At 52.3% G+C, this 23,851-nt stretch carries 22 protein-coding genes; 5 read left to right on the forward strand and 17 right to left on the reverse strand.

Going from position 1 to position 23,851, the window contains the following annotated elements:
• The first annotated feature begins 33 nt into the window (after positions 1-33).
• Positions 34-303: a GrxA family glutaredoxin gene (locus IDSA_RS04550; RefSeq protein WP_034774560.1), complete on the forward strand. Its 270-nt coding sequence runs from the start codon at positions 34-36 to the stop codon at positions 301-303.
• On the opposite strand, the gene hrpA is transcribed toward IDSA_RS04550, so the two are convergent.
• Genes hrpA through IDSA_RS04565 form a run of 3 tightly spaced genes read right to left on the reverse strand, consistent with a single transcriptional unit; the run spans position 293 to position 5,577 of the window.
• Positions 293-4,057, reverse strand: a complete 3,765-nt coding sequence (gene hrpA / locus IDSA_RS04555) for an ATP-dependent RNA helicase HrpA (protein ID WP_269623722.1) — start codon at positions 4,055-4,057, stop codon at positions 293-295. The genes IDSA_RS04550 and hrpA overlap by 11 nt on opposite strands.
• A 41-nt stretch (positions 4,058-4,098) precedes the next feature.
• Positions 4,099-4,518, reverse strand: coding sequence for a CBS domain-containing protein (locus IDSA_RS04560; protein WP_034774563.1), 420 nt, complete (start codon positions 4,516-4,518; stop codon positions 4,099-4,101).
• Between the two features lie 54 nt (positions 4,519-4,572).
• Positions 4,573-5,577: an isoaspartyl peptidase/L-asparaginase family protein gene (locus IDSA_RS04565; protein WP_034775033.1), complete on the reverse strand. Its 1,005-nt coding sequence runs from the start codon at positions 5,575-5,577 to the stop codon at positions 4,573-4,575.
• A gap of 219 nt (positions 5,578-5,796) precedes the next feature.
• Here IDSA_RS04565 and sbcB point away from each other — a divergent pair, with 219 nt between their 5' ends.
• Together sbcB and IDSA_RS04575 are read left to right on the forward strand one after the other, a co-directional pair.
• Entirely contained in the window at positions 5,797-7,230 is a 1,434-nt protein-coding gene (sbcB, locus tag IDSA_RS04570; protein WP_034774565.1) for an exodeoxyribonuclease I, read from the forward strand.
• A gap of 2 nt (positions 7,231-7,232) precedes the next feature.
• Complete coding sequence (locus tag IDSA_RS04575) at positions 7,233-8,843, forward strand: GMC family oxidoreductase (protein WP_034774566.1); 1,611 nt, start codon at positions 7,233-7,235, stop codon at positions 8,841-8,843.
• 11 nt (positions 8,844-8,854) lie between these two features.
• Here the strand turns inward: IDSA_RS04575 and IDSA_RS04580 are convergent, their stop codons facing one another.
• Positions 8,855-11,191 carry an efflux RND transporter permease subunit gene (locus IDSA_RS04580; RefSeq protein WP_034774567.1) on the reverse strand — a complete coding sequence of 779 codons (2,337 nt, stop codon included), beginning with the start codon at positions 11,189-11,191 and terminating at the stop codon, positions 8,855-8,857.
• A 19-nt stretch (positions 11,192-11,210) separates the two neighbouring features.
• Positions 11,211-12,341 carry a YCF48-related protein gene (locus tag IDSA_RS04585; RefSeq protein ID WP_051986059.1) on the reverse strand — a complete coding sequence of 377 codons (1,131 nt, stop codon included), beginning with the start codon at positions 12,339-12,341 and terminating at the stop codon, positions 11,211-11,213.
• A gap of 229 nt (positions 12,342-12,570) precedes the next feature.
• Here IDSA_RS04585 and IDSA_RS04590 point away from each other — a divergent pair, with 229 nt between their 5' ends.
• Positions 12,571-13,926, forward strand: coding sequence for a DUF1329 domain-containing protein (locus IDSA_RS04590; RefSeq protein WP_034774568.1), 1,356 nt, complete (start codon positions 12,571-12,573; stop codon positions 13,924-13,926).
• A 64-nt stretch (positions 13,927-13,990) separates the two neighbouring features.
• Here the strand turns inward: IDSA_RS04590 and IDSA_RS04595 are convergent, their stop codons facing one another.
• From IDSA_RS04595 to IDSA_RS04610, 4 genes are read right to left on the reverse strand one after another with little or no spacing between them, the layout of a single operon-like run.
• Positions 13,991-14,863: an NAD(P)-dependent oxidoreductase gene (locus IDSA_RS04595; RefSeq protein ID WP_034774569.1), complete on the reverse strand. Its 873-nt coding sequence runs from the start codon at positions 14,861-14,863 to the stop codon at positions 13,991-13,993.
• 35 nt (positions 14,864-14,898) lie between these two features.
• The gene (locus tag IDSA_RS04600) at positions 14,899-15,765 is read right to left on the reverse strand and encodes a diacylglycerol/lipid kinase family protein (protein WP_034774570.1); all 867 of its coding nucleotides are present in this window, start codon (positions 15,763-15,765) and stop codon (positions 14,899-14,901) included.
• Entirely contained in the window at positions 15,758-16,534 is a 777-nt protein-coding gene (locus tag IDSA_RS04605) for a methyltransferase domain-containing protein (RefSeq protein WP_034774572.1), read from the reverse strand. The genes IDSA_RS04600 and IDSA_RS04605 overlap by 8 nt, the downstream gene beginning before the upstream one ends.
• Positions 16,531-17,286 carry a Nif3-like dinuclear metal center hexameric protein gene (locus IDSA_RS04610; RefSeq protein ID WP_034774574.1) on the reverse strand — a complete coding sequence of 252 codons (756 nt, stop codon included), beginning with the start codon at positions 17,284-17,286 and terminating at the stop codon, positions 16,531-16,533. Before IDSA_RS04610 ends, IDSA_RS04605 begins: the two co-directional genes overlap by 4 nt.
• Before the next feature lie 97 nt (positions 17,287-17,383).
• On the opposite strand from IDSA_RS04610, the gene IDSA_RS04615 reads away from it, so the two are divergent.
• The gene (locus IDSA_RS04615; RefSeq protein WP_034774577.1) at positions 17,384-17,743 is read left to right on the forward strand and encodes a hypothetical protein; all 360 of its coding nucleotides are present in this window, start codon (positions 17,384-17,386) and stop codon (positions 17,741-17,743) included.
• Positions 17,744-17,783: 40 nt separating this feature from the next.
• Here the strand turns inward: IDSA_RS04615 and IDSA_RS04620 are convergent, their stop codons facing one another.
• Genes IDSA_RS04620 through IDSA_RS04655 form a run of 8 tightly spaced genes read right to left on the reverse strand, consistent with a single transcriptional unit; the run spans position 17,784 to position 23,843 of the window.
• Positions 17,784-18,305 (reverse strand): DUF3833 domain-containing protein, encoded by a 522-nt coding sequence (locus IDSA_RS04620; protein WP_034774580.1) that lies wholly within the window; start codon positions 18,303-18,305, stop codon positions 17,784-17,786.
• On the reverse strand, positions 18,302-18,838 hold the full coding sequence (locus tag IDSA_RS04625; protein WP_051986060.1) for a chalcone isomerase family protein: 537 nt from the start codon (positions 18,836-18,838) through the stop codon (positions 18,302-18,304). The genes IDSA_RS04620 and IDSA_RS04625 overlap by 4 nt, the downstream gene beginning before the upstream one ends.
• Positions 18,804-19,355, reverse strand: coding sequence for a DUF2878 family protein (locus IDSA_RS04630; protein ID WP_051986061.1), 552 nt, complete (start codon positions 19,353-19,355; stop codon positions 18,804-18,806). The genes IDSA_RS04625 and IDSA_RS04630 overlap by 35 nt, the downstream gene beginning before the upstream one ends.
• A complete protein-coding gene (locus IDSA_RS04635; protein WP_034774583.1) occupies positions 19,346-20,584 on the reverse strand; it encodes an SAM-dependent methyltransferase in 1,239 nt (412 codons plus the stop codon). The genes IDSA_RS04630 and IDSA_RS04635 overlap by 10 nt, the downstream gene beginning before the upstream one ends.
• A 28-nt stretch (positions 20,585-20,612) precedes the next feature.
• Positions 20,613-21,362: a DUF1365 domain-containing protein gene (locus tag IDSA_RS04640; protein WP_232221256.1), complete on the reverse strand. Its 750-nt coding sequence runs from the start codon at positions 21,360-21,362 to the stop codon at positions 20,613-20,615.
• Positions 21,352-22,632: an NAD(P)/FAD-dependent oxidoreductase gene (locus tag IDSA_RS04645; RefSeq protein ID WP_034774585.1), complete on the reverse strand. Its 1,281-nt coding sequence runs from the start codon at positions 22,630-22,632 to the stop codon at positions 21,352-21,354. The genes IDSA_RS04640 and IDSA_RS04645 overlap by 11 nt, the downstream gene beginning before the upstream one ends.
• A gap of 12 nt (positions 22,633-22,644) precedes the next feature.
• Positions 22,645-23,361, reverse strand: a complete 717-nt coding sequence (locus IDSA_RS04650; protein ID WP_034774588.1) for an SDR family NAD(P)-dependent oxidoreductase — start codon at positions 23,359-23,361, stop codon at positions 22,645-22,647.
• Entirely contained in the window at positions 23,358-23,843 is a 486-nt protein-coding gene (locus IDSA_RS04655; protein ID WP_051986062.1) for a nuclear transport factor 2 family protein, read from the reverse strand. The genes IDSA_RS04650 and IDSA_RS04655 overlap by 4 nt, the downstream gene beginning before the upstream one ends.
• Between the last annotated feature and the right edge of the window lie 8 nt (positions 23,844-23,851).

The following is a 23,851-nucleotide window of genomic DNA, read 5'->3' on the forward strand; positions in this document are numbered from 1 at the left end:
TAATTTCCGACTAATGAAAAGTAAGGAGTCTTTATGTTTACTGTTATTTTTGGCCGTCCTGGTTGCCCCTACTGCGTTCGGGCCAATCAACTTGCGGAAAAACTAAGTCGGGATCGTGATGACTTCGAATTTCGCTATATCGACATGCATGAGGAAGGTATTACCAAGGCTGATCTGGAAAAAACAGTAGGCGCACCGGTTCATACCGTGCCGCAGATTTTTGTCGATGAAGAGCATATTGGCGGCTGCACTGAATTTGAAGCTTATGCCCAGGCCAAACTAGGCCTGTACGCTAACGACTAAGCTCAGTCAGTGCCTGGCGAACCCGCTTCTCCGATATCGGATAGCGGGTTCCCAGCGTCTGGGCAAAGAAACTTACCCGCAGTTCTTCAATCATCCAACGCACTTCCCGCAGTTCAGGCGGCGCCTTCTGTCCTTTAGGTAGCTTACTTAATTGCTGCTGATACGCCTGTTGCAGACTATCCAGGGTCAGCGTATGTAACCGGTCCTTGTTCGGATCAACCGGCAACTTATCGAGCCTCCGTTCAATCGCTTTCAGGTAGCGCTCAATATCCGGCAGCCGCGACGCGCCGGCATCACTGACAAAACCAGAATAAATCAGCTTATCCAGTTGCTGCTTAATATCACCATGCGCCTGAATTTGATCCAGACCCACCTTACCTTTCAGCCGCTTACGAATGCTGTGGCTTAATATTAAGCAAGGCTCAACCTGCCGCGCAATATCTGTAACCCGCTCATTAAGATGCGCCCTGGCCTGCTCATACAGCGCGCGGAAGCTTTCTTCGTCACGCACAGGCTGTGCCGCAATAAAGTCATCCAGCGCCGCTACAATACAGTCCTCGACCAGATCATTGATCTTTCCCCAGGGGTTATAGTACATCGCCAGCTTCGCTTTATTAGAAAGCGACTGCTGTAAATAGCGTACCGGCGACGGCAGTTGCAGCAACAGCAACGAGCGTACCCCGCGATGATGTGCTAACGCCGCCTGTTCGGGCGTATCAAAGAGTTCCTGACGAACACCACCGCTGGCCGCCACAATGGCCGGATAAGCCTTAATGGTGAAACCCTGTTGAGGCTTCTCAAGCGTCTGTGGCAGCGAGCCGAAGGTCCATTCGCTGCTTACTACGGGTTCATCGCTGGCAGATTTATCCACCGCACTCTGCAGTGCCCGTTTTACCTTGCCCTGCAATACCTGTTGCAGCGATTCCAGATCGCGACCGCTGGCAAGCACCTTACCCTGATCATCAGTCACCGCGAAATGCATACGCAGATGCCTGGGTAACTGGCTGGCATCCCAGGCATCTGCTGGTACCGTCACACCGGTCATACGTCGCAATTTAGCGCTGAGGGCCTCCAGTAATGATGAACCGGCGATGGTCTGTTCGTCACAATCAGCTAAGAACGCAGCAGCATAGTTGGGTGCAGGCACAAAATTACGCCGATAGGTTTTCGGCAGGCTTTTAATCCAGGCCACCACCAGCGGTTCCCGGAGCGCAGGGATCAACCAGTCAAAGCCCTGACCGTTAATTTGGTTCAACAGAGCCACCGGAATGTGGACGGTAACACCATCATCTTCGGCGGTGGGTTCAAAACGATACGTCAGCGGCAATTTTAAATTACCCTGTCGCCAGAATTCAGGATAGTCGGCCTTGGTCACATGCGCGGCGCTTTGCGCCATCAAATCATCACGTTCAAAGTAAAGTAGCCGGGGCAGCTCTTTCACGGCCTTATGCCACCATCCTGCCAATAATTGCTCGTTGTATATGTCCGGCGGGATAACGGCTTCATAAGCGGCAAACAAAGCCTCGTCGTCAACCAGGATATCGCGCCGGCGGGATTTCTCTTCTAACTCGCGTACCGATTCAATCAGTGCCCGATTATGCTGAACAAAAGGTAGCTGCCGCTTAAGCTGTCCTTGTACTAAGGCTTCGCGGATAAAGAGTTCGCGCGCGGCTACTGGCGCAACCGGCCCGTACTGAACCGTACGACCCGGCACGATAATCAGTCCAAATAAAGTCACCTGCTCGGTTGCTACCACCGAACCTGATTTGGCAGAGAAATGCGGCTCGAAATAACTGCGCTTAACCAGATGCCCGGCTAATGGCTCGATCCACTCCGGCTCAATGCGGGCGTTCACTCTGGCAAACAACCGTGAGGTTTCAACCAGTTCAGCCGACATCAGCCATTTCGGCGGCTTTTTAAACAAGCCTGACCCAGGGAAAACATAAAATTTCCGGTTGCGCGCGCCAAGAAACTCATGGGTTTCCTGTTTCTGTCCCAGTTGCGAGAGCATACCGGTCAGCAACGCCCGGTGAACCGCCTCATAGGTTGCCGGCTCCTGATTAATTCGATAGCCCAGCCCGCGGACAGTCTGGCGTAACTGCGTATAAACATCCTGCCACTCGCGAACCCGTAAAAAGTGAATAAATTCATCTTTAATACGCTTGCGGAACTGGCTCTTGGAAAGCTCTTTCTGCAAGTCCTCAAGGTAATCCCACAGTTTCAGATAACTGGCGAAGTCAGAATCTTTATCGTGAAAACGCTGATGGAACTCGGTCGCTTTTTGCTGCGCCTGTTGTGGTCGCTCGCGCGGATCCTGAATACTAAGGGCAGCAGCGATAATCAGTACTTCCTGCATACAACCAAATTCATTAGCGGCAAGCACCATACGCGCCAGGCGCGGATCTACCGGCAGTTGCGCCAGTTGCCTGCCAATGGGCGTTAACCGCGGGCCTTGCTGACTCTTGCGTTTACCTTTGCCAGGCGCCAGCGCGTGCAGTTCCTGAAGCAGACTGAGGCCATCCTTGATATAGCGTTCATCGGGCCGTTCGATAAACGGAAAACGCCGGATATCGCCAAGCTTCGCTGAAGTCATCTGCAAAATTACGGCCGCCAGGTTGGTCCGCAGGATCTCCGGCTCGGTATACTCAGGCCGCGCTAAAAAATCGTCCTCGTCATACAAACGGATGCAGATGCCCGGCGCAATCCGTCCACAACGGCCCATACGCTGGTTAGCGCTGGCCTGGGAGATCTTCTCGATAGGCAGACGCTGCACCTTAGTGCGGTAACTATAACGGCTGATGCGGGCGGTGCCGGGATCCACCACGTAACGGATGCCAGGCACAGTCAGGGACGTTTCCGCCACGTTGGTAGCGATAACCACCCGTCGCTGGCTGTGAGGCTGAAAAATCCGGTTCTGCTCAGCGGACGACAGGCGGGCAAATAACGGTAGTACTTCAGTGTCATGCAGTTTCAGGTCATTGATGGCTTCGGCGAAATCACGGATCTCCCGTTCTCCGCTGGCGAATATCAGGATATCGCCCGGCCCTTCGCGCTGCAGTTCACCCACCGCATCGCAGACACCCTGCACAACATCGCCGCCATCCTCTTCGCCGCTAAGTGGGCGATAACGCAGTTCAACCGGATAGGTGCGGCCGGTGACGGTAATGATTGGCGCATTATTAAAATGCTTCGCAAAGCGCTCGGTTTCGATCGTCGCTGAGGTGATGACTAACTTGAGTTCGGGACGTTTGACCAGCAGGGTCGACAACACGCCAAACAGGAAATCAATATTGAGGCTGCGTTCATGGGCCTCATCAATAATAATGACGTCGTATTTACTGAGCAGCGGGTCAGTCTGCAGCTCCGCTAACAACATACCGTCGGTGAGCAGCTTGATCCGGGTGCCCGGCGCAGTTTGATCCTGAAAACGAATCTTAAAGCCAACCAGCTGTCCCAGCTCGCTTTGGAGTTCCTGGGCGATTCGCTGCGCGACACTGCGGGCAGCAAGTCGCCGCGGCTGGGTATGGCCGATCATCACGCCGCGCTCCGGATCACCATAACCAAGTTCCAACAGCATTTTCGGAAGTTGCGTGGTTTTGCCGGAACCGGTTTCACCGGCGATAATCACCACCTGATGACTAGTAATCGCCTGCTGAATTTCGGCCTTGGCCTGGACAACCGGGAGGTCATCTGGAAACTGAATTGACTGCACGTAAGCCCTATTAAAAAAGCGATGAAAAAAAGCTGACGCCAGTTTACCAGCGTCAGCTTGCCAAGTTAATCCGAAATCAATGTCTAGTTCTTGCTATAACTGTCGTGTAGCTGCAGATTGATTGCTTTTAACACGTCGGTGCGGGTGATAATGCCAATAAGCTTGCGGTTCTCATCAAGCACCGGGTAAATTTTGGGCCGCTTGCGATCCATGCGCTGAGCAAGATCCGTAATATTCTCGTAGCTTGCTACGGTCAGCACATCCCCACCATACATGCAGTCACCGACCGTTGCGCTTTGCTCTTTGTGATAGGTATCCCGCAGCATGGCTTCGAGACAATCGTGTTCTGAAATAAAGCCGATGACCCGATTATTGTCATCAACCACCGGCCCGCCCCGCTGCCCACTGCTCAACAGCTTTTCCACGGCGGTTTCAATCGACATTCTGGCCGTAAATATTACCGGCCGGGGGTTCATATAATCAGCGATTTTGTGTGATTGCATAGCGCCTTACTCCTACGATTTATACCAGTGCCTCAATCATAGGAGTAAGTATAGTCAATCTTTATAGATCGCAACCTCAGCTTCGCCATCACCACTGCGGGATGCGCGGTACATGCCCTCGGTATTAAATGGCATATGAATATTGCCCTGGTGGTCAACGATAATGACGCCGCCGGTGCCACCAGCGGGTAATAATACATCGTGAATCACGGTATCACCGGCAGTTACAACATCTACCTGCTGATACTTCATTCTCGAGCAGATATCTGCGGCGACATGGTAGCGGATAAAGTATTCACCGTGTCCGGTAGCGGATACCGCGCAGCTGTCGTTATCAGCCCAGGTGCCGGCACCAATGATAGGGGAATCACCGATGCGGCCATAGCGCTTCGCGGTCATACCGCCGGTTGAGGTTGCTGCCGCCAGGTTACCATGCTGATCGCGGGCCACAGCGCCTACAGTACCGTACTTATAGCGATCATCCAGTTCAATCCAGGCCTGTTTATCCGCCACGCCAAGCTTTTCTTTGGCGTCAAGCAGTTGCTGGTAACGTCGTTCGGTATTGAAATAGCTATTTTCAACCAGTGCCAGGCCCTGCTCGGCAGCAAAGACTTCCGCGCCACGGCCACTCAGCATCACATGCACCGACTCTTCCATTACGGTACGGGCCAGCTCAATCGGGCTTTTTACCGTTCTCACACCGGCTACGGCACCAGCTTCCAGGGTGGCTCCGTCCATGATCGAGGCATCCAGTTCATGCTCGCCGTCAAACGTATAAACCGCGCCAATTCCGGAGTTAAACAGCGGTGACGCTTCCATAATCTGCACGGCTTCAACCACCGCATCCATACTGGTGCCACCTGCGGCAAGAATGGCATGGCCAGCGTTGACCGCCTCTGCCAGCTTTTCTTTGTACTCAGCCTCTTGCTCAGCCGTCAGGCTGGCACGGGTAATAGTGCCGGCCCCGCCATGGATGGCAATGGCAAACTCGGCTTCATCGGTAATATCAACCGTGGTTTTCTGCTCGGCGCAGGCAGCCAGCAATAGTGCCGCACCCATAACAGCGAATTTACCGGTCGTTGTGGCCAGCCCTGAATAGCGTGTCTGTTTCATTGTTATTCTCTTTTTTCAGTTACAGAAGGCCTCTATCCTGCCATTGTTCACCCCGTCACGCCACCCTTACAGCGGGTTATCAAGCGTATTAATTGCGGCATATATCGCAATCGGTTAGGCTGATGCAATAACAACAAATTACTTTAAACGGATACCCTCAGGCGCATGAAAGAACCCACCTTTTTGTGGCACGATTATGAAACATGGGGAGCCAACCCTCAGCTTGACCGGCCAGCACAATTTGCCGGCTTGCGCACCAACCTGGATTTGGAACCCGTGGGTCGCCCCCTGACGCTCTTTGCGCAGCCGACACCAGACTTCCTGCCCCACCCTGAAGCGGTAATGATTACCGGCATAACGCCCCAGCATGCGCTGAATCAGGGAATGAACGAAAGCAGTTTTGCGGCCCGTATCGCGACTGAATTTGCGCAGCCGGAAACCACCATCGTCGGCTACAATAATATTGCCTTCGATGATGAGATAACCCGCAATCTGTTTTACCGTAATTTTATTGATCCTTATGAACATACCTGGCAGAACAATAACTCCAGATGGGACCTGATTGACCTGATGCGAGCCTGCTATGCCCTGCGCCCGGAAGGCATTGAGTGGCCTTACCACGATGACGGCCGGGTGAGTATGAAGCTTGAGGATCTGACGCGCGCCAATGGCATTGACCATGGCCAGGCGCACGATGCCATGGCCGATGTTTATGCCACCATCGAAGTGGCCAGGCTGGTTCGCAAAGCGCAGCCGAAGCTATTTGACTACGCCTACGGACTAAGACGAAAACAGGCCGTAAAACCGCTGATTGATCTGGTCCAGTTTCAGCCACTCGCCCATGTTTGCGGATTTTACGGCGCACAAAATGGCTATCTGAGCGTGATCATGCCGCTGGCATTCCACCCGGAACAACCCAATAGCCTGATTTACTGGGATTTGCGTTGTGACCCTGATGACTTCCTGGATCTGACGCCTGAGCTACTGGTCGAGCGACGCTTCACCCGACGTGCGGAGCTTACCGAACAGCAGCTACCCTTCTTTGGCGGGCAGACCCTGCAGATAAATCGCTGCCCCTTTGTTGCTAACGCTAAAGTGATAACCACCGAGGTGGCGGAACGCTGGCAATTGGATCTGGCCCGGTTCGAAGAGCGCAGACAACGGCTAATCGCCAATTCTGAACTGCGTGAACGCATCATCCAGGCCTGCCTCAGCAGCCATGACTATCCGCCGGAAACCGACCCGGACCTGATGCTCTATAGCGGCGATTTCTTTTCTGAACAAGATAAGTCATCGATGCGAATTATACGGCAAACCGCGCCTGAGCAACTGGCTGGTCTGGAGCTGAATTTCAGCGATCCGCGCTTACCTGAAATGCTGTTTCGCTACCGCGCCCGTAATTTCCCGGCCACGCTGAGCGATAGTGAACTGCAGAAGTGGCAGCACTTTTGTCAGCAGCGCCTGCTGCATCCGCCGGGCCGCGCACTTTCTGCTGAGCAGTTTATTCAGGCGTTGCAGGAAGCCTCAGAGCGCCATGCGGCGAACCCGGCAAAATTACGCTTGCTCAACGATCTCTATCGCTATGTGGAAAGCCTGTAGCTATGGCCGGCCATCGCTATGAATACGATTACATCATCATCGGTGGCGGCAGCGCCGGCTGTGTGCTTGCTGAGCGCCTTAGCGCCGATGGCCGTTTTAGCATAGGTCTGTTTGAGGCCGGTGGTTCAGGGCAATCGCCTTTTAGTACCATGCCCGGCGGCGTCGCCCGTTTCATGCATAGCCGCAAATTCAACTGGCGCTATCGCAGTCAGGATAAAGCGCCGCTGCGCGATGGTAACGGCCTTTATACTCCCCGGGGTAAAGGGCTGGGAGGCAGCAGCGCGATCAACGCCATGATCTATACCCGCGGCGCCCCGTCTGACTATGATGAATGGGCGCGCTTAAGCAGCGAGGACTGGAACTGGCGTAATATGTTGCAGCGCTTCCGTAAGCTGGAAGCGAATCAGCGCGGCGCCGATGGCTATCATGGTGATTCCGGGCCCATACATGTCAGTGATTGTCCGCCACATTTTCCGGTGGCCCGACAGTTTCTTAAAGCGGCTGAGTCCGCAGGAATCCCACTTAATCCGGACTTTAACGGCGCTGAACTTTATGGCGCCGGCCCGTATCAGTTTACTATTTACAACCAGCAACGCTGGAGCGCCCGCAAAGCCTTTCTTGAGCCGGCGTTAAAGCGTTCCAACCTTGAAGTACATACCAATTGCCTGGTGCGGAAAATTACTTCAACCGAGGGGCTGATAACGGGTATTGAAGTGCAACGCGGCCGGGATAGCTTCCTCGCTCGGGCTAAACGCGAAGTTATCCTCAGCGCCGGCGCATTTAATTCGCCCCATTTACTGAAGCTTTCCGGAATAGGTCCCGCGGCCGAACTCAGCAGCTTTGGTATCCCGCTGGTTGCTGACCGTCCTGAGGTCGGCGAAAACCTGCAGGAGCATGTCGATATTCTGCTTCAATATCGTAACCGCAAGCGGGATGGCATCAGCCTGAATTTCAGGGGCCTGCTCAAATTAGCAGCGGGCTGCTGGCAATATGCCCGCCACCGCACCGGCCCAATGGCACAGCCCCCCGTTGAAGTGGGGGCCTTTCTGAAGAGTTCAGCGGCGGTGACTACCCCTGACATTCAGTTACATCTTATCGCGGCTTGTTTTAACGACAGCGGCTATGACTTAACCCCGGCACTGCGTGACCGGTTTGGCTGCCATGTTTGCGTACTGCGGCCCAAAGCCCGCGGTAAGGTTTACCTGCGCAGCGCGGACCCTAACCAGCCACCCGGATTTTCCTACGACTTCCTGCAGCACCGGGAGGATCGCGAGGTACTACTGGCCGGCGTAAAACAGGCGCAAGGTATTATGCAGCAGCAACCGCTGGCGGCGCATAATGGCGGCGAAGTTTTTCCTGGATCCTGCGAGTCAGACGAAGAACTACTGGCGAAATTGCAACAACAGGCCGGATTAATCTATCACCCCACCAGCACCTGCCGCATGGGCAATGACGCAGATTCAGTGGTTGATCCACAATTAAGAGTACGGGGCGTAAAGGGGCTGCGCGTGGTGGATGCTTCTGTTATGCCGCGGGTGGTTAGCGGCAATACCAATGCGCCAACTATTGCGATAGCTGATCAGGGCGCCGACTTTATTCTTGCCGACGCCTGATCAATCTCGATTTACATCAGTTTCTTGCCACCTGCTTTAACGAACAGTCGCGCCAGCGCAGGGATAAGAATTAAGGCTCCAAGCATATTCCACAGGAACATGAAGGTTAACAAAATACCCATATCCGCCTGGAACTTGATTGGCGAGAAGATCCAGGTCGCCACACCAATAGCCAGCGTCAGCCCGGTGAAGCCAACCGCTTTACCGGTATTCTCCAGAGCGTACTTATAGCTGTCATCCAGTGACATACCCTGCTCCAGAGCTTCTTTGATCTTGGTGTAGATATAAATGCCATAATCGACACCAATACCCACGCCGAGGGCGATAACTGGCAAGGTTGCGACCTTAACACCAATACCCAGTACCGCCATCAGCCCCTGACTCATCACTGTGGTCAGCGCCAGCGGCAGCACGATACAGATCACCGTAGGGATACTGCGGAAGGCAATGAACACCAGCACAATCACCACGCCGTATACCCATAACAACATTTTGTACTGGGCGTCTTCAATAACCATGTTGGTCGCCGCCTCAATACCGGAGTTACCGGCCGCCATCAGCAATTTCAGACCATCTTCCTGATAGTTGCTGTTGAACTCACGCACCGATGCCACAACCGTTTTCAGCGTTTCGGCTTTGTGATCATTCAGGTAAATGATAATCGGGGCCATTGAACAGTCCGGATTAATCAGCCCCGACGGGGTCCGGCTGGTATTGGCATTAAGTACATACTGGTTACGATTCAGACTGAACCATTTGAGGTTCCCTTCGTTCAGTCCGAAGGACCCCATTTTGGCCACGTAGACGACCGATTTCACATCCTGCACGCCCGGCGTATTCTGCATATGCCAGCTGAATCTATCCATCAGTTCAAGGTTATCGTAGGCGATACACTGGCTGGGCGCCGTTTCCGCCATAACCACGAAGATATCGGTACTCGAAGAGTAGTTATCGACAATGAACTCGTTATCCAGATTGTAGCGGCTATCGGGGCGCAGCTCAGGGGCGCCCGCGTCTAAATCACCAATCTTCATTTGCTGGCTGTAGACCAGCCCCCAGGTCAAACCAATCAGCGCCAGAAACAGTGCGCTGTAGGCCCATTTCGGCCGCGAAAAGTGACTAAACCACGCCAGCACCGGATGCGATTCGGCCCGTGCCTGCGCGGTGTACTTCGTACCCGTTGCCGACACACCGATGTAGGACATCAGAATAGGCAGCAGACCCAGGTTCGTGAGGATCACCACAGCAACCCCGATACTGGCGGCGATAGCCAGTTCCTGGATAACCGCGATATCAATGACCATCAGGGTAGTAAAACCGATAGCGTCGGACACCAGTGCCGTAAGACCGGCTATATAGAGTCCCCGGAAGGCCAGTCTCGATGCTTTTAGCTTATCGTGCCCGTCGACGCAGTTATTGGCGATGGCATTAATGATCTGAACGCCATGACTGACCCCGATAGCAAACACCAGAAACGGCACCAGCATGGAGTAAGGATTAATGCCGCTACCGATAAGCTCAATGATCCCCAACTGCCAGACCACCGCAATAATCGAACAAGAGAGCACGGCAAACGCGCTCCGCCAGCAGCGGCTGTACCAGAACAGCATCAGCAGGGTAATCACAATGGCCAGCAGGAAAAACAGTGAGACCTGCTCGGCGCCTTCAATCAGATCGCCGATAACCTTAGCGAAACCGGTAATATGAATTTTGACGGTGTCACTTTCATATTTATCGCGGATCAGGGTTTCGAGCTTTTGCGAAAAATCCTGGTAATCCAGCGCTTCACCGGTGTCCGGATTAATTTCATTGAGTGGCACAAAAATTAGCGCCGACTTAAAGTTTGAGGCAACCAGGTTGCCGAGTTCACCTGAACGCAGCACATTGGTGCGCAGTTGCTCCAGTGACTCATCTGAAGCATCCCAGGTGTCCGGGATCACCGGTCCGCCCACAAAACCTTCTTCCGTTACCTCACTCCAGCGCACGTTCGGGGTCCAGATACTGCGTAAACCGCTGCGATCAACGCCGGGTATGAAAAACACCTCATCGGTTACGTCGCGCAGGGTCTGCTGGAAATCCGCGGTAAAAATGTTGCCTTCGGTGGTCTCAACCGCAATCCGGATGACATTTCCCATCCCCGCCAGATCATTGCGATGATCGAAATAGTTCTGAATAAACTCGTGATTGGTGGGGATCATTTTCGTGAAGCTGGCTTCCGGGCGAACCTGACTGGCATTCCAGGCAAGAACTACCGTAATCAGGGCAAAGATTACCAGCCAGATTGGGCGAAAGTTGAATAACAGGCGTTCAAGAAATACGCTTTTTGATTTTTCTAATTGGTCAGACATTGATCTGGAAATCCCCTGTTTACTGCGCGAAAGCAGGCAATGTTAAAACACCAAGTTGACCAACAAGGGTCAGCGACTGATCATTGTTAATGACCAGATCGGTTAAGGCGGCACCGCTACCATGGCGGGTTTCAATAATCTCCCCGGCAGCATTCACCCAGGCCAGCGCGCCGGCATTGCCGACTAAATACACGCCACCATTGGGCGCATCGGCCGCAGCGTTAATATTAACCGGATCCTCAAGCTTGATCTGCCTGAAGCTATTCCCCTGATCGTCACTGACAAAAATATTGCCGCGCAAACCAAACACCCAGAGCCGGTCTTTAGCATCTATATGCAGACCAAAGTACGAACCATAATAAGGTGACTCCAGGGTTTCCCAGCTTGTGCCCTGATCATTGCTACGGAATAACTGGCCAGCTTCTCCGGCAAGAAACGTAAACTCCTCACCGCCTTCCAGTGCGTTCAGATGAAAGTTGTCGGGATTCTCAACAGCGGCATCAAGCAGGTTCCAGGTAACCCCACCATCAATACTACGCAACAAGCTGCCGTAGGCGCCACTGACTAAAATGACCTGTTCGGAAAGCACCAGCACGTCCAAAAATGGCTTAGTGGGCCCTTCCTGTACGGCAAATTCAGCATTCTCGAGTTGGAACTCAGCAGTTTCCAGCTCTAGTTCTAACTCGTAGCGTTCATCTTCTGATAATTCGTCGTTATCCAACGCCTCAGTCAGACGTTCAACCTGAGCGGCAAAATAAAGCTGTTGCAGTTCAATATACTGAAAGCCATCCAGCTGACGTTGCCAGGTACGACCGCCATCGCTGGTGTGCATGATCACACCATGATGGCCTACCGCCCATCCCTTCAGATCATCAGCGAAATCGACTGCCGTCAGGAATACACTGGTATCAACCAATGCCTGTTGCCACTCGACGTCGGCACTATCACGGGAGATAACCAGCCCGTAGTCACCCACTGCAATCTGGCGATCGCCGGCCAGGGTGATTTCAGTTAGTACAGCGCTGGTTGCTTCGGGCGCAATCATCGCCGGGGCGGTAATTACTTCGTAGTCCTGCACTTGTGCTGTGGCTGGTATGGACGCTAATGACAGCGCCAACAAAGTACCAGCATAAGCAGTCGCTTTTATCATGGAACCCTCTTGCAAATTTGTAGTCTTAGAATTGTCACCGTAACTGTTGCAAATTTTCTGCAGGCAATACATGCTATGACTATTCCGTAGCAGGTCAAACCAGCTGATACCTTAACGCGAGATCGAATTTAACGCTAGTAGCAGTTGGTCATTTAACTTAGTCAGGTTTTGATGTAGCTTTAGCTGGTACAACGAAACAAGTACAAAGAACAAACAAGGAAAAGCAACGATGAATAAAATGATGCTGAAAGCTGGGGTGTTTGCGCTATCTGTAATTTCAGCCAGCGTACTGGCGAAAGTGAGTCCGGAAGAAGCACAACGTCTGGGCAATGATTTAACTCCTGTTGGTGCTGAGATGGCGGGTAATGCCGACGGCTCAATTCCAGCCTGGACCGGTGGCTACAGTGTTGACGCCACAGGTGAAGTTCCTGAGCGGCCAGCTGATCCTTACGCTGATGATGAAATCCTGTTTACCATCACCAGCGCTAACCTTGCCGAGCATAAAGACATGCTCTCGCCTGGTCAGGTTGCCATGTTTGAGAAATACCCTGAATACAAAATGCATATCTATCCAACCCGTCGTACCGCTGCTTACCCGCAGGAAGTTTACGACGTGGTGAAGAAGAATGCTCTAAATGCCGAGTTAGTCGCTGGCGGTAACGGTCTGGATAACTTTGATAAGCACGTACCATTCCCGATTCCGACGTCAGGCATTGAAGTGATCTGGAACCACATTACCCGCTACCGTGGTGGTGCTGTAACCCGTTTAGTAAACCAGTTCCCGGTACTGCAAAACGGTAACTTCGTACCAGTACTGTTACGTGAAAGCCTGGTATTCCCTGAGTATATGGCCAGCGGCCGCGAAGCTGCCGATGACAATATCCTCTTCTACTTCCTGCAGGAAGTTTTAGCTCCTGCACGTATGACAGGTACTGTGCTGCTGGTTCATGAAACCATTAACCAGGTTAAAGAAGGCCGCCGCGCATGGCTGTACAATGCCGGCCAACGTCGCGTTCGCCGCGCTCCTAACGTAGCCTACGACGGTCCGGGTACAGCTTCAGATGGCTTGCGTACTTCTGATGGTCTTGATATGTACAATGGTGCCCCGGATAAATACAACTGGGAACTGGTTGGTAAGCGCGAGATGTACATCGGCTATAACAACTATAAGCTGATGGATACGGAACTGAGTTATGACGACATTATCAATGCCGGTCATATGAATCAGGACTATGTCCGCTACGAAAAACACCGTGTCTGGGAAGTGAAAGCAACCCTTAAAGAAGGTGAGCGTCACCAGTATGCAGTCCGTCACATGTTCATTGACGAAGATACCTGGACTGCCTCAGTTATCGATCATTATGATGACCGTGGTTCACTGTGGCGCGTAGCAGAAGCTTACAACACACAGTTCTACTATCACGACACGCCGTGGATGGCTGCTGAAGCCCTGTATGACCTGACTTCTGGCCGCTATATCGTATTAGGCCTGGCCAACGAAGAAAGTGAATATATGGACTTCGACATTGAGCCACGTCGCAGCGACTTCACGACCTCAGCTCTGCGTCGTATGGGTATCCGTTAATACCTGACACGAGCTAAGCACACAAAAAAGCCAGCTGATGCTGGCTTTTTTATTGGCCGCTAATTCATTCGCGCTCAAGGCGCGCCAGCAGACTCGAGGTATCCCAGCGCGATCCACCCATTTTTTGCACCTCGGCATAAAACTGATCAACCAGCGCAGTTAACGGCATACTTAAACCCTGACGGTCCGCCTCAGCCAGCGCAATTTTCAGATCTTTGCGCATCCAGTCAACAGCAAAGCCGTGCTCATAGTGCTGATCCCACATAGTCCGGTAACGGTTCTGCATCTGCCAGGAGCCTGCTGCGCCTTGACTAATCGCTTTGATCAGCGTGTCGGCATCCAGCCCAACCTTACGGGCCAGCTGCAACCCTTCGGACAAGCCCTGCACCACTCCGGCAATACAGATCTGGTTGACCATTTTCGCCAGCTGCCCATGGCCGGCCGGGCCCATATATTCGCGGGTTTTGGCATAGGCGGCGAGTACCTTATCGGTCTCTTCAAGCGCCTGCTTGTCCCCGCCAATCATAGCCGTCAAAACGCCATTTTCGGCACCTTGTTGCCCGCCTGACACTGGTGCGTCAAGAAAGCGACCACCCTGCTCCGATACCGCTTCGGCCAGCTCCCGGGCCAGCTCGGCAGAGGCCGTGGTATGGTCGATCACTATGGCGCCTTCACGTAAGCCGGCCAACACCCCGTCATCACCGTAGACAACGCTGCGAACGTCATCATCGTTACCGACACAGATTAATACCACATCAGCTTCGTGAGCGGCTTCGCGCGGTGTGCCAGCGGCCTTACCCTGATAATCGTCGGCCCACTTGCGGGCCTTGTCGCTGGTGCGGTTATAGACCGTGGTCGGGAAGTTGTTCTGTTGCAGATGACGCGCCATAGGATAGCCCATAACGCCCAAGCCAATAAATGCACAGCGTATTGTCATTTTACCTGTCCTCTGTGGTTCTGAATTTCAAAAAATTAGTTACTAAGGGGTAAGTTAACCCGCAATGCGCCAGGGCAGCAGGTAACCCACATCGGCCCTTTACCGAGAATATCCCCATCGAGCTCAATATCGTGGTCATTGTCGCCAAGGCTGAATGATACCGCGCAATCACGAGCCAGCCAGCTGCAGCGCTGTGGCTGGCCCCGCATAACCCACATTAACGCTTTGGTTTGTTGCCAGCGGGAGCGTCTGGGCACTGCCAGCCAATGCAATTCACAGTGTTGCCTTGAACCTTCCGGATTAACCGGAATACCGCCGCCAATATACTTACTGATGGTAGCGACCTGAAAGTCATCAATGCCACTATCCCGGCGAATGGCCGAGCGGCGGTCAATCGGCCCCACCAGATAACGTAAAATCGCCAGTAAATAGCTCAAATTGCCGGCAAAGCGCTTCAGCCAACGCGGTTGAAGCGCTTTCAGATCCGCGCTAAGTCCGGTGCCGGCATGATTGATAAAGAAGATATTTTCGGCCCGGCCAATAGCTATCGGCGTTGCCTTAATGTCCTGCGACATACGCCAGCGCGCGCCTTTAATACCAAGGTCACGGGCAAAGTCATTACCCGTACCTAAAGGTATCACGGTTACGGTTATCTCAGTAAAGGCGGCTACCTGGGCAACAATATTAACGGTACCATCACCGCCGATAGCGATATATTCACCAGCCTGATCCTGCAGTTGCCGCAACATGGTCAGATCTTTCTCACGATCCGGGGTGCTGGCAAGCACCGCCACTACCCGATGAATATTCTCTTTTTCCAAATAAGCGCGATACTGTTCTGCGGTTTTGCTTGCGCCCTTCAGCAGACTGTTGAAGTAAATAACTATCGAATTGCTAACCATGCTGAATCCGCCAGTGAAGATATCGCCCAATCTGATTAAACGGACTTTGCCGATTGTATTTCAACTCCAGCCCGAGCAACTGTTCGAAACGTTGCTGATCGTCCTGGTTGCGCAGATAGTCATGAAAACAACGCACCCCTGTTCGGGCGTTAATCCGTAGTTCTGAGTCCTGTAGCCAGCGCTCGACGTCAGCGGGCGCCACCGGCCGCTGCGGACTAAGACGCACTTTCTTTTTAACTTCCAGTCCGGCCTCGACATAATCAAAATTACCGTAGATAACATTCGCCAGTATTTTCGCGTCGCGGTTATAAAACATCAGTGATAGCGTACCCTCTGGCTTCAGAAAACCCTTCAGCAGCCGGATTGCTGATTCGGGATCAGCAAGCCATTCAAGCACGGCATGACAAAGCACCAGATCATAGTGTTGTTGCTGCAACAGTTGGGGTAGTTCCTGTAATGGCGCCACATAGTAGTGATACTGCTCGCTCAGTTGCAGTTCCTGATGACGGGCTTGCGCCGCCTCCACCATATCAGCGGCAATATCAGTATGAACAACCTGATGGCCGGCTGCAGCGAGCCGTTCTGAGAACTGCCCCAGCCCGGCACCTATATCCAGCACCTTCAATGGTTTTTCTGCCTTGATGAGATCCTGCAAATCCCGCTCCAGTACGGCCAGCCGGATTTTCCCTTTAGCGGTATCGTAAATGTTTCGACTAAATTTTTTGCCAATACCGGCGAAGCTCTGATCGCTTGTGATTTTTTTGCTCATGCCGGGTTATCGATATCGATAAAATGATGCGTTAAGTTGAAACGCTTAGCTAAGTGCTCTCCTAATGCTTTGATGCCGTAGCGCTCAGTGGCATGGTGGCCGGCGGCATAGAAGGCAATGCCCTGTTCACGGGCACTGTGAACCGTCTGTTCAGAGACTTCACCGGTAATAAAGGCATCGCAGCCCGCCGCCGCGGCAGCGTCAATATAGCCCTGCCCACCGCCGGTACACCACGCCAGCCGCTTAATTGGCTGCGCAGTTGACACAAAACAGGTTAACGCGCGCTGCAGCACCTGCTCCAGTTGCCCGGCCAGGCTCTCTGCCGACATTTCATCACTAAGCGTGGCTGTCATCACCACCCCATTCGGTGTAATACCGCTTAACGGCTGGTAGTCATCCCACCCCATTAGCCGTGCCAGCTGCGCATTATTGCCAAGCTCAGGGTGTACGTCTAACGGCAGGTGGTAGCCGAATAAATTTAGCTCATGCTGCAACAGGCTTTGAATCCGCCGCTTTTTCATGCCGACGATAGCGGCCGGTTCGCTCTTCCAGAAGTAACCATGGTGCACCAGCAGTGCATCGGCATCAGCCTTCACAGCAGCGTCAATCAGCGCCTGGCTGGCGGTAACGCCGGTGACAATGGTGTTGATGCTGTCACCGCCCTCAACTTGTAGCCCGTTGGGACAGTAATCGCCGATCTGATCGACGGATAATAATTCGTTTATATAGCCTTCTAACTCTGTACGGCGCACGGAATACCTCGTTAATTAGCGGCAAAATTAGACAATATCGTGAAAAAACGGTATAAAAAAGCTAACCATTAACAGCCTAAACCATAGGATACAATGCATGAGCAAACTTGATAAAGAACAGGTTCTTGCTGATTTCACTGAAGCTTACCAGCAAGCTTACGGTAAAAAACCGAAAATTGAAGCAAAAGGAGGCTGGTATAGCATTGATGGCGGCAAAAATGTGCGCCTGGCTCAGGTCGCTGAAGAACTGAAAACGCTCAAAGGCAGCAGCAAAGATAAGCCCACAGCGCCTAAGGCCGGTAAAAAGACCCCGGCACAGTCGCCCGACGCGCCTAAAGTTAATAAGAAGGCTAAAGCCAGAAGTTCTGGTAGCGGCATGACAGCGCGCGAATTATGGCGCAGAAAGCTTGAAGAAGGTATGACAATATCACGCCTGCCCAGAGGGCAAAAAAGCTAATAATGAACCGCCGGTTTCTGAGCCGGCGGTTTCACTTCTCTTATTTTTTACCAATATAAAGTGTTATTTCACCAACCGGCAGGCCGTATTTGTACATCTGGCTACGGTTTATCATGTTGTTTTCGTCAACCAGATACATCCAGTCGTCCAGCTTAATCGACATGGCTTCGCCATCAACTTCGATATTCAGTACATAGCTCCAGTTCAGCGCATTTCCTGCAACTTTACCGTAAGCTACGCCCTCGACGTCACCTGCTCTGCCTTCATAGGTATCGCTGCCGGTTTTGGTCAGACGCCAGATGCGCTCCTGAGTTGAACCATCGGCGTAATAGAACTGCTCATCGAGGGTGCCTTCATTGCCGTCCCAGGTGCCGGTCAGATCTGCGCGAAAACGCTGGATGACCTTACCGCTATAGTCCTGAACTGTGCCATAAGCGACCAGTTCGCCGTTAAAGAAGGTTTCCAGCTTCAACTCCGGTGACTCGCCGGCATAATCAGAAATACCTGCTGAGCAGCCCCACAGGCTGATGGACGTCAGTAATACCGTGATTAACTTTTTCATTGGTTAACTCCTAGCAGTTCGTCGCGTTCGTCTTTGAAGCGTGAATCTTTGTCCAGCCAGATCGCAAAAAACTGATCCGTAAAGGTCTGGTTCTCAATGCTGCCAAGCTTGCCCTGGCCGTTATAGAAAACGCCATGGCCCGCATTATTTTCTACCAGCAGCAGGCAGTCGCCTTCCGTAATATCCGGCCATATGCTGTTCAGCCGATCCAGCCACTGTTCATGCTGCTCGGTGATTTCAATATTCAGCCGCTGCCACTCTTCGCGGGTCGATTCGACCAGTTCTGCAGACTCAATATCGCGCAGATAGGTTAATCGCAGTGCCCGTTGCTCATAATTGTCGTACGAGCCCGAGTCGGTAAGTAGTTCAGCATCGTAAAGGTCCCAGAACAGCACTGACAGACGCGTACTCCCTACTTGCTGCATATCGGTCGTCACCGGTGGATTACAGGCAGCCATAACGCTGGCCGGTGCCAGCAGCAGGATTGTCGCCAGCGCTTTAATCGGCTGACTGATTGTCGAGATCTTTAACATCGCTACCTCCAAATCGTTTTATCGCCCACGCATAGAGCATCATATAGAGTGCCCACAGCGTCCCGTATATCAGCCACATTTGCCATTCCGGCCGGATTAATTCAGCGGCACCCAGGCGCACGCCAACGGCGTAGGTAACCGGACCTGAGATGGCCCCGAGCAATGCTGCGGCAAAATAGCGCCCTGCCAGCCAGTCGAGCGTGGTAATAATCATCGCCGCAAAGCCGCACCACAGCAGCACCAGCCATAACGGCACAAGGCCGCCGGTAAAGCTCAGCACATCCAGCGCCACAACCAGCCATTCCAGCAGTATTCCGCAGCCGAGTAAGCCAAGGTACAACGTCCAGTTAAAAATTTTAGTGCGGGCACTAACAACAATTTGGGTCAGCACCAGCCCGAGCGTGACCAGCAACCAGTCGTGGCGGCCGGCAACCGCACTCAGCCACACCAGATCGAACCAGAGAATGCCGAACAGCCGGCGGCCGAAGGGGCGTGCTAAGGATGAAGCTAGCGACACTGTGGCTTACTCGCAACCAGTTGCACGGCGGACACGGTACGCTCCAGAAAGCCGCCCTCGCAGTACGCCAGGTAGTAATTCCACAAGCGACCAAATCGTTCATCGTAGCCGTGCTCTTTTAACTTCGGATGGCTGGCGTTAAAACGCTGCCGCCAGTGCCGCAGGGTCCGCGCATAATCAAAGCCAATATCATCAACCTGCCGCACAACCAGATCGGTATGGTTGGTATACATTTCAGTCATCATGGTCAGTGAGGGCAGAAAGCCACCGGGGAAGATATGCTTCTGAATGAAATCGACGGAATAGGCGTAGCTACTCATCCGCTGGTCAGCGATAGTAATCGCCTGCAGCGCCATCTTTCCGTCTGGCTTGAGCAGTGAACTGCAGGTGCGAAAGAATGTCGGCATGTATTTACGCCCTACCGCTTCAATCATCTCAACCGAAACTAACTTGTCGTACTGCCCCGTGAGATCGCGATAGTCTTTCTTCAATAGAGTAATGCGATCGCTTAGCTGTTCTTGCTCCACCCGCTCTTTCGCATACTTGTACTGCTCTTCGGAGATGGTGGTAGTGGTTACGCGACAGCCATAATGTTTGGCGGCAAATATCGCCAGCCCACCCCAACCGGTGCCGATTTCGAGCAAGTGGTCTTCTGGTTTCAGTTCAAGGCTGTCACACAAGCGGCGCAGCTTGTTATGCTGTGCTTCTTCCAGGCTGGCAGTCGGATCCGGGTAAACGGCACTTGAGTATTGCATCTCAGGATCCAGGAAAGCCTCATAAAGGTCATTGCCCAAATCATAATGCGACGAAATGTTTTCTTTGGCTTGTTGCTTACTGTTGCTGCGGCGCCAATGTTGCAGGCGCTGAACTGGCAGTAGCACCCAGCTGAACTTGGCTTCAAAAGCGTCCAGGGCTGGCAGATTGCGCGCGAAAATCTGAATTACGGCCGTCAGATCAGGCGTTGTCCAGGCCTGGTCAATGTACAGCTCGCCAGAGGCAATACTGCCACCAAGCAGCATTTTTCGATAGAACTCAGGCTTAAGCACATCCACTTCCGCCCGTAGTTCATCATTTTTGTTGCCGAAACCAGCAACCCGGCTCCCCTCTTCCCTGATGACCAGGTATCCTTCGCGAATACCGGACAACAGCTTCAATACGGCTTTACGCGCCAGGTTATCAAGCAGACTCAGATCGTCCGAAGTCATGGTAACGGAATTACCATCAGCCATTGTAATAAGTCCTTATGTTGCTAACGGGTTACTTCTGCGGATGGTTATAAATCGGGGTTTTCTTTAACCATAACCGCATTGCCTGCCAGTAAATAGCACCCAGAGTTGTGAGTGTATTTACCGGGAATCTCATTAATACGCGACGAATTGCCCGAGGGTTCAGTTCGTGGCGCATTAATTTCATCGTCGCGCTGAAGTGACGGCTTTCTTTGTGTGCTTCCAGGTGAATCATGCTGCGGTTATCAGGAGTATTGCGGGGGGGCTGCAACTGCCAGTGGTAGGTCATATCGACCGGGTTAAAAGGAGATACATGGAATGCTTTATCATGGCTTGCCTGTTCACGCATTGACTCGCTTAAATCAAGCAAGTAGTAATGCCGTTCATTCCATGGCGTATTACTCACCTCTGCCAGCATATGCGAATAACCGGTACCACCCACTGGTTGCACAAAATAGCAGTTGATGGGGCTGAAATAACAACCAAAGGTACGCAGCCCGCCCAGAAAAAATACTCTGCCGCTGACGGACTTTCCTGCCAGTTCGGACATTTTAGCCCGCACTGCCGTCGCCAGATCGCCACTGCTGCCGCGAAGGTAATCACTGCGGCGAAACCACAGGGGCGCAAACCCGCGGGTAGACAGCAGACGACTCAGCCCGTCAACCTGCTCAAGTTCATCAAGAGCCAGCCACCACTGCGCTATAGGGTATGAAAAGCCGTGTTTGGTCGGCTTATAGCGTTGATGATAAAGCTGCCCCCACAAAACTGCACTAGTCAGCACGCCAGATAACTCCCAGTCGCTGTGCTACGTCAATGGCACTGCATACACCGTCTTCATGAAACCCGTTGTACCAATAGGCACCAGTGAAATGGGTATGCTGCTGCCCGCAAATTTCTGCCCGGCGAGCCGCCGCGGCCAGCGCTTCAACGCTGTAAACCGGATGCGCGTACTCATATTTGCCGATGATTTTTTCGCGGTGCACTGCCTCGGTATTATTCAGTGTCACACAAAAGGTATCCGGCGCTTTTATCCCCTGCAATATATTCATGTTATAGGTAACTGAACTGGGACGCTCACGCGCCGATGGTCCGGAGTGCAGCAGATAATTCCAGCTGGCCCAAGCTCTTTTATTTCGTGGCAACAAGCGTAAATCGGTGTGCAACACCACATCATTCAGCCGGTACGGAATGCTACCCAGGATTTCTCGCTCAGCGGCTGAAGGCTCGGCTAACAACGCCAGCGCTTCGTCGCTGTGACAGGCAAAAATCACCTCGTCAAAATCAGCCAGCTGACCGTCTTCAAACTCAAGGGTGACCGCTTTATCCCGGTCGGGGTGGTTACGATGCACAGCCTGTAACCTGCTGTTTAAATGGATACGCTCGCGAAAGCCGGCAATCAGCGGCTCGATATAAGCGGATGATCCGCCTATAACCGTATGCCATTGGGGCCGATCAGCAATATTCAGTAAACCGTGGTTATTAAAGAATCGCAGAAAAAATCCTAACGGATAGGCCTCGGCGTCTTCCAGGCTAGCCGACCAGATAGCCGCAACCATAGGTAACAGATACAGATCCGCAACCGACTGCGGCAGGTCCTGCTTTCTGAGAAAGTCACCAAGGGTCAAATCGTTCAGATCATCCCCTTCATCATAGGCCGCCTTGGCGGCTTTATTGAATTTCAGAATGCCGGAGATGAGACGGTAGAATTCAGGACTGAATAAATTCTTCCGCTGCGCAAAAAGCGTATTCAGGTTATGTCCGTTGTATTCAAGGCCTGACTTTGGATCGCGGACACTGAAGCTCATTTCGGTATCACGCCACTTTACATCCAGCTTTCTCAGCAACGCCCGAAAGTTCGGATAGGTTTTGTCGTTAAAGACAATAAACCCGGTATCAACATGATAATCATGGCCTTGTTTATTGATCTTAATTGTTCGCGTATGGCCGCCGATATAATCGTTTTTCTCAAACACCTCAACCTGATGATCAGCATTTAAAAGCCAGGCACTTGTTAGCCCGGAAATACCACTACCAATAATCGCTATTTTCATATATCAGCCTTGTTACGCAAGTCGCTTCGATATAGCAACCTGACAGCGTTGCGGCAATAACGCCATAAACTTCAGGAAAAAACTAAAAATTCGTGGAAAGCTGATATCCGTTTTATTCTTCTCAATACCGCGGCGGATGGACTTCGACGCAAACTCAACCGAAACGCGCATCGGCATCTCAAAATCATTCTTATCTGTCATCGGCGTTTTCACAAAGCCGGGCGATACGGTCAATACCTTAATTCCGCGATCGGCAAGATCAACCTGCAGGCTTCTGGCTATATAATGTAAAGCCGCTTTGGATGACGCGTAAGCCTCAGCCCGGGTAAACGGCAACAGCCTGGCGGTACTGCCAACAATCACCAGTTTACTGCCCCGTTTCAGATTGGGCAGCACCGCCTCGATACACCGCACCGTACCGAATACATTGACCTCGTAGACACGCTCAAACAGCGCTGTATTGAAGTTCTCAATGTCGACATACTCAGCTACTCCCGCAGACAAAATCACCAGGTCAATGTCGATATAGCTGCGCAATGCCTGCAAGGTCGCTTCGGCATCGGTCACGTCGAGTTGCTGGCCAGCGATCTGTTTGGGATAGCGCTCCTGCAACTCATGCAAGGCTGCTTCTGTACGACCACAGACGATCACATTATGGCCCGCTTCTGCGTAATCCATTGCTAGCTGGCGGCCGATGCCGGAGGTTCCACCGGTAATAAGAATATTCATGATTCGGGTACCATACGTTGCTTCACCTTTTTAACAAAATAGCCGAGTACAGGGATCTGCTCGTAAAGCATCACGCCCAGATCGTAAAAATCTTCCTGCTCACAAATTTTGTCGTCCCTGAGCTTAAAGTGACTAACTCCCGGAATGACCACTTCGCGACCGGCAGACACCTTCGGATGGACAAATCGCATCTGCCAGCTGATAAAGAGTTGATTGTCGTTCAGCATGAACTCGGTAAAAGCGAAATGACACTGTTCCACATTTTCCATGCTGTGTTTAAGGTATTCCTTTAAGTCATCAATACCGTACACCTGATGCACAGGATCAGAGAAAGTAATTTCTTCGTCGTAAAGCTCGTCTAAATCATCAAAATCCTGCTCGCTGAATTCATCGTAGAATTTTGCTAATCGCTCAACAATTTCAGGGCGATCCTCGCTTTCGACTTTTTCGTCTTTTCTTTCAGGGCTGCTATCGCTGCTCATACTGATCT

Origin of the sequence: Pseudidiomarina salinarum (genome assembly GCF_000753715.1) — a bacterium.
In the GTDB taxonomy this organism is placed as follows: Bacteria; Pseudomonadota; Gammaproteobacteria; order Enterobacterales; family Alteromonadaceae; genus Pseudidiomarina; species Pseudidiomarina salinarum.

What these genes read in the sequence shown, in the direction of transcription:
- IDSA_RS04550 (WP_034774560.1), top strand. Translation starts at nt 34, where the DNA reads ATGTTTACTGTTATTTTTGGCCGTCCTGGTTGCCCCTACTGCGTTCGG.
- IDSA_RS04560 (WP_034774563.1), bottom strand. Translation starts at nt 4,518, where the DNA reads ATGCAATCACACAAAATCGCTGATTATATGAACCCCCGGCCGGTAATA.
- IDSA_RS04565 (WP_034775033.1), bottom strand. Translation starts at nt 5,577, where the DNA reads ATGGGTGCGGCACTATTGCTGGCTGCCTGCGCCGAGCAGAAAACCACG.
- sbcB (WP_034774565.1), top strand. Translation starts at nt 5,797, where the DNA reads ATGAAAGAACCCACCTTTTTGTGGCACGATTATGAAACATGGGGAGCC.
- IDSA_RS04575 (WP_034774566.1), top strand. Translation starts at nt 7,233, where the DNA reads ATGGCCGGCCATCGCTATGAATACGATTACATCATCATCGGTGGCGGC.
- IDSA_RS04580 (WP_034774567.1), bottom strand. Translation starts at nt 11,191, where the DNA reads ATGTCTGACCAATTAGAAAAATCAAAAAGCGTATTTCTTGAACGCCTG.
- IDSA_RS04585 (WP_051986059.1), bottom strand. Translation starts at nt 12,341, where the DNA reads ATGATAAAAGCGACTGCTTATGCTGGTACTTTGTTGGCGCTGTCATTA.
- IDSA_RS04590 (WP_034774568.1), top strand. Translation starts at nt 12,571, where the DNA reads ATGAATAAAATGATGCTGAAAGCTGGGGTGTTTGCGCTATCTGTAATT.
- IDSA_RS04595 (WP_034774569.1), bottom strand. Translation starts at nt 14,863, where the DNA reads ATGACAATACGCTGTGCATTTATTGGCTTGGGCGTTATGGGCTATCCT.
- IDSA_RS04600 (WP_034774570.1), bottom strand. Translation starts at nt 15,765, where the DNA reads ATGGTTAGCAATTCGATAGTTATTTACTTCAACAGTCTGCTGAAGGGC.
- IDSA_RS04605 (WP_034774572.1), bottom strand. Translation starts at nt 16,534, where the DNA reads ATGAGCAAAAAAATCACAAGCGATCAGAGCTTCGCCGGTATTGGCAAA.
- IDSA_RS04615 (WP_034774577.1), top strand. Translation starts at nt 17,384, where the DNA reads ATGAGCAAACTTGATAAAGAACAGGTTCTTGCTGATTTCACTGAAGCT.
- IDSA_RS04620 (WP_034774580.1), bottom strand. Translation starts at nt 18,305, where the DNA reads ATGAAAAAGTTAATCACGGTATTACTGACGTCCATCAGCCTGTGGGGC.
- IDSA_RS04625 (WP_051986060.1), bottom strand. Translation starts at nt 18,838, where the DNA reads ATGTTAAAGATCTCGACAATCAGTCAGCCGATTAAAGCGCTGGCGACA.
- IDSA_RS04635 (WP_034774583.1), bottom strand. Translation starts at nt 20,584, where the DNA reads ATGGCTGATGGTAATTCCGTTACCATGACTTCGGACGATCTGAGTCTG.
- IDSA_RS04645 (WP_034774585.1), bottom strand. Translation starts at nt 22,632, where the DNA reads ATGAAAATAGCGATTATTGGTAGTGGTATTTCCGGGCTAACAAGTGCC.
- IDSA_RS04650 (WP_034774588.1), bottom strand. Translation starts at nt 23,361, where the DNA reads ATGAATATTCTTATTACCGGTGGAACCTCCGGCATCGGCCGCCAGCTA.
- IDSA_RS04655 (WP_051986062.1), bottom strand. Translation starts at nt 23,843, where the DNA reads ATGAGCAGCGATAGCAGCCCTGAAAGAAAAGACGAAAAAGTCGAAAGC.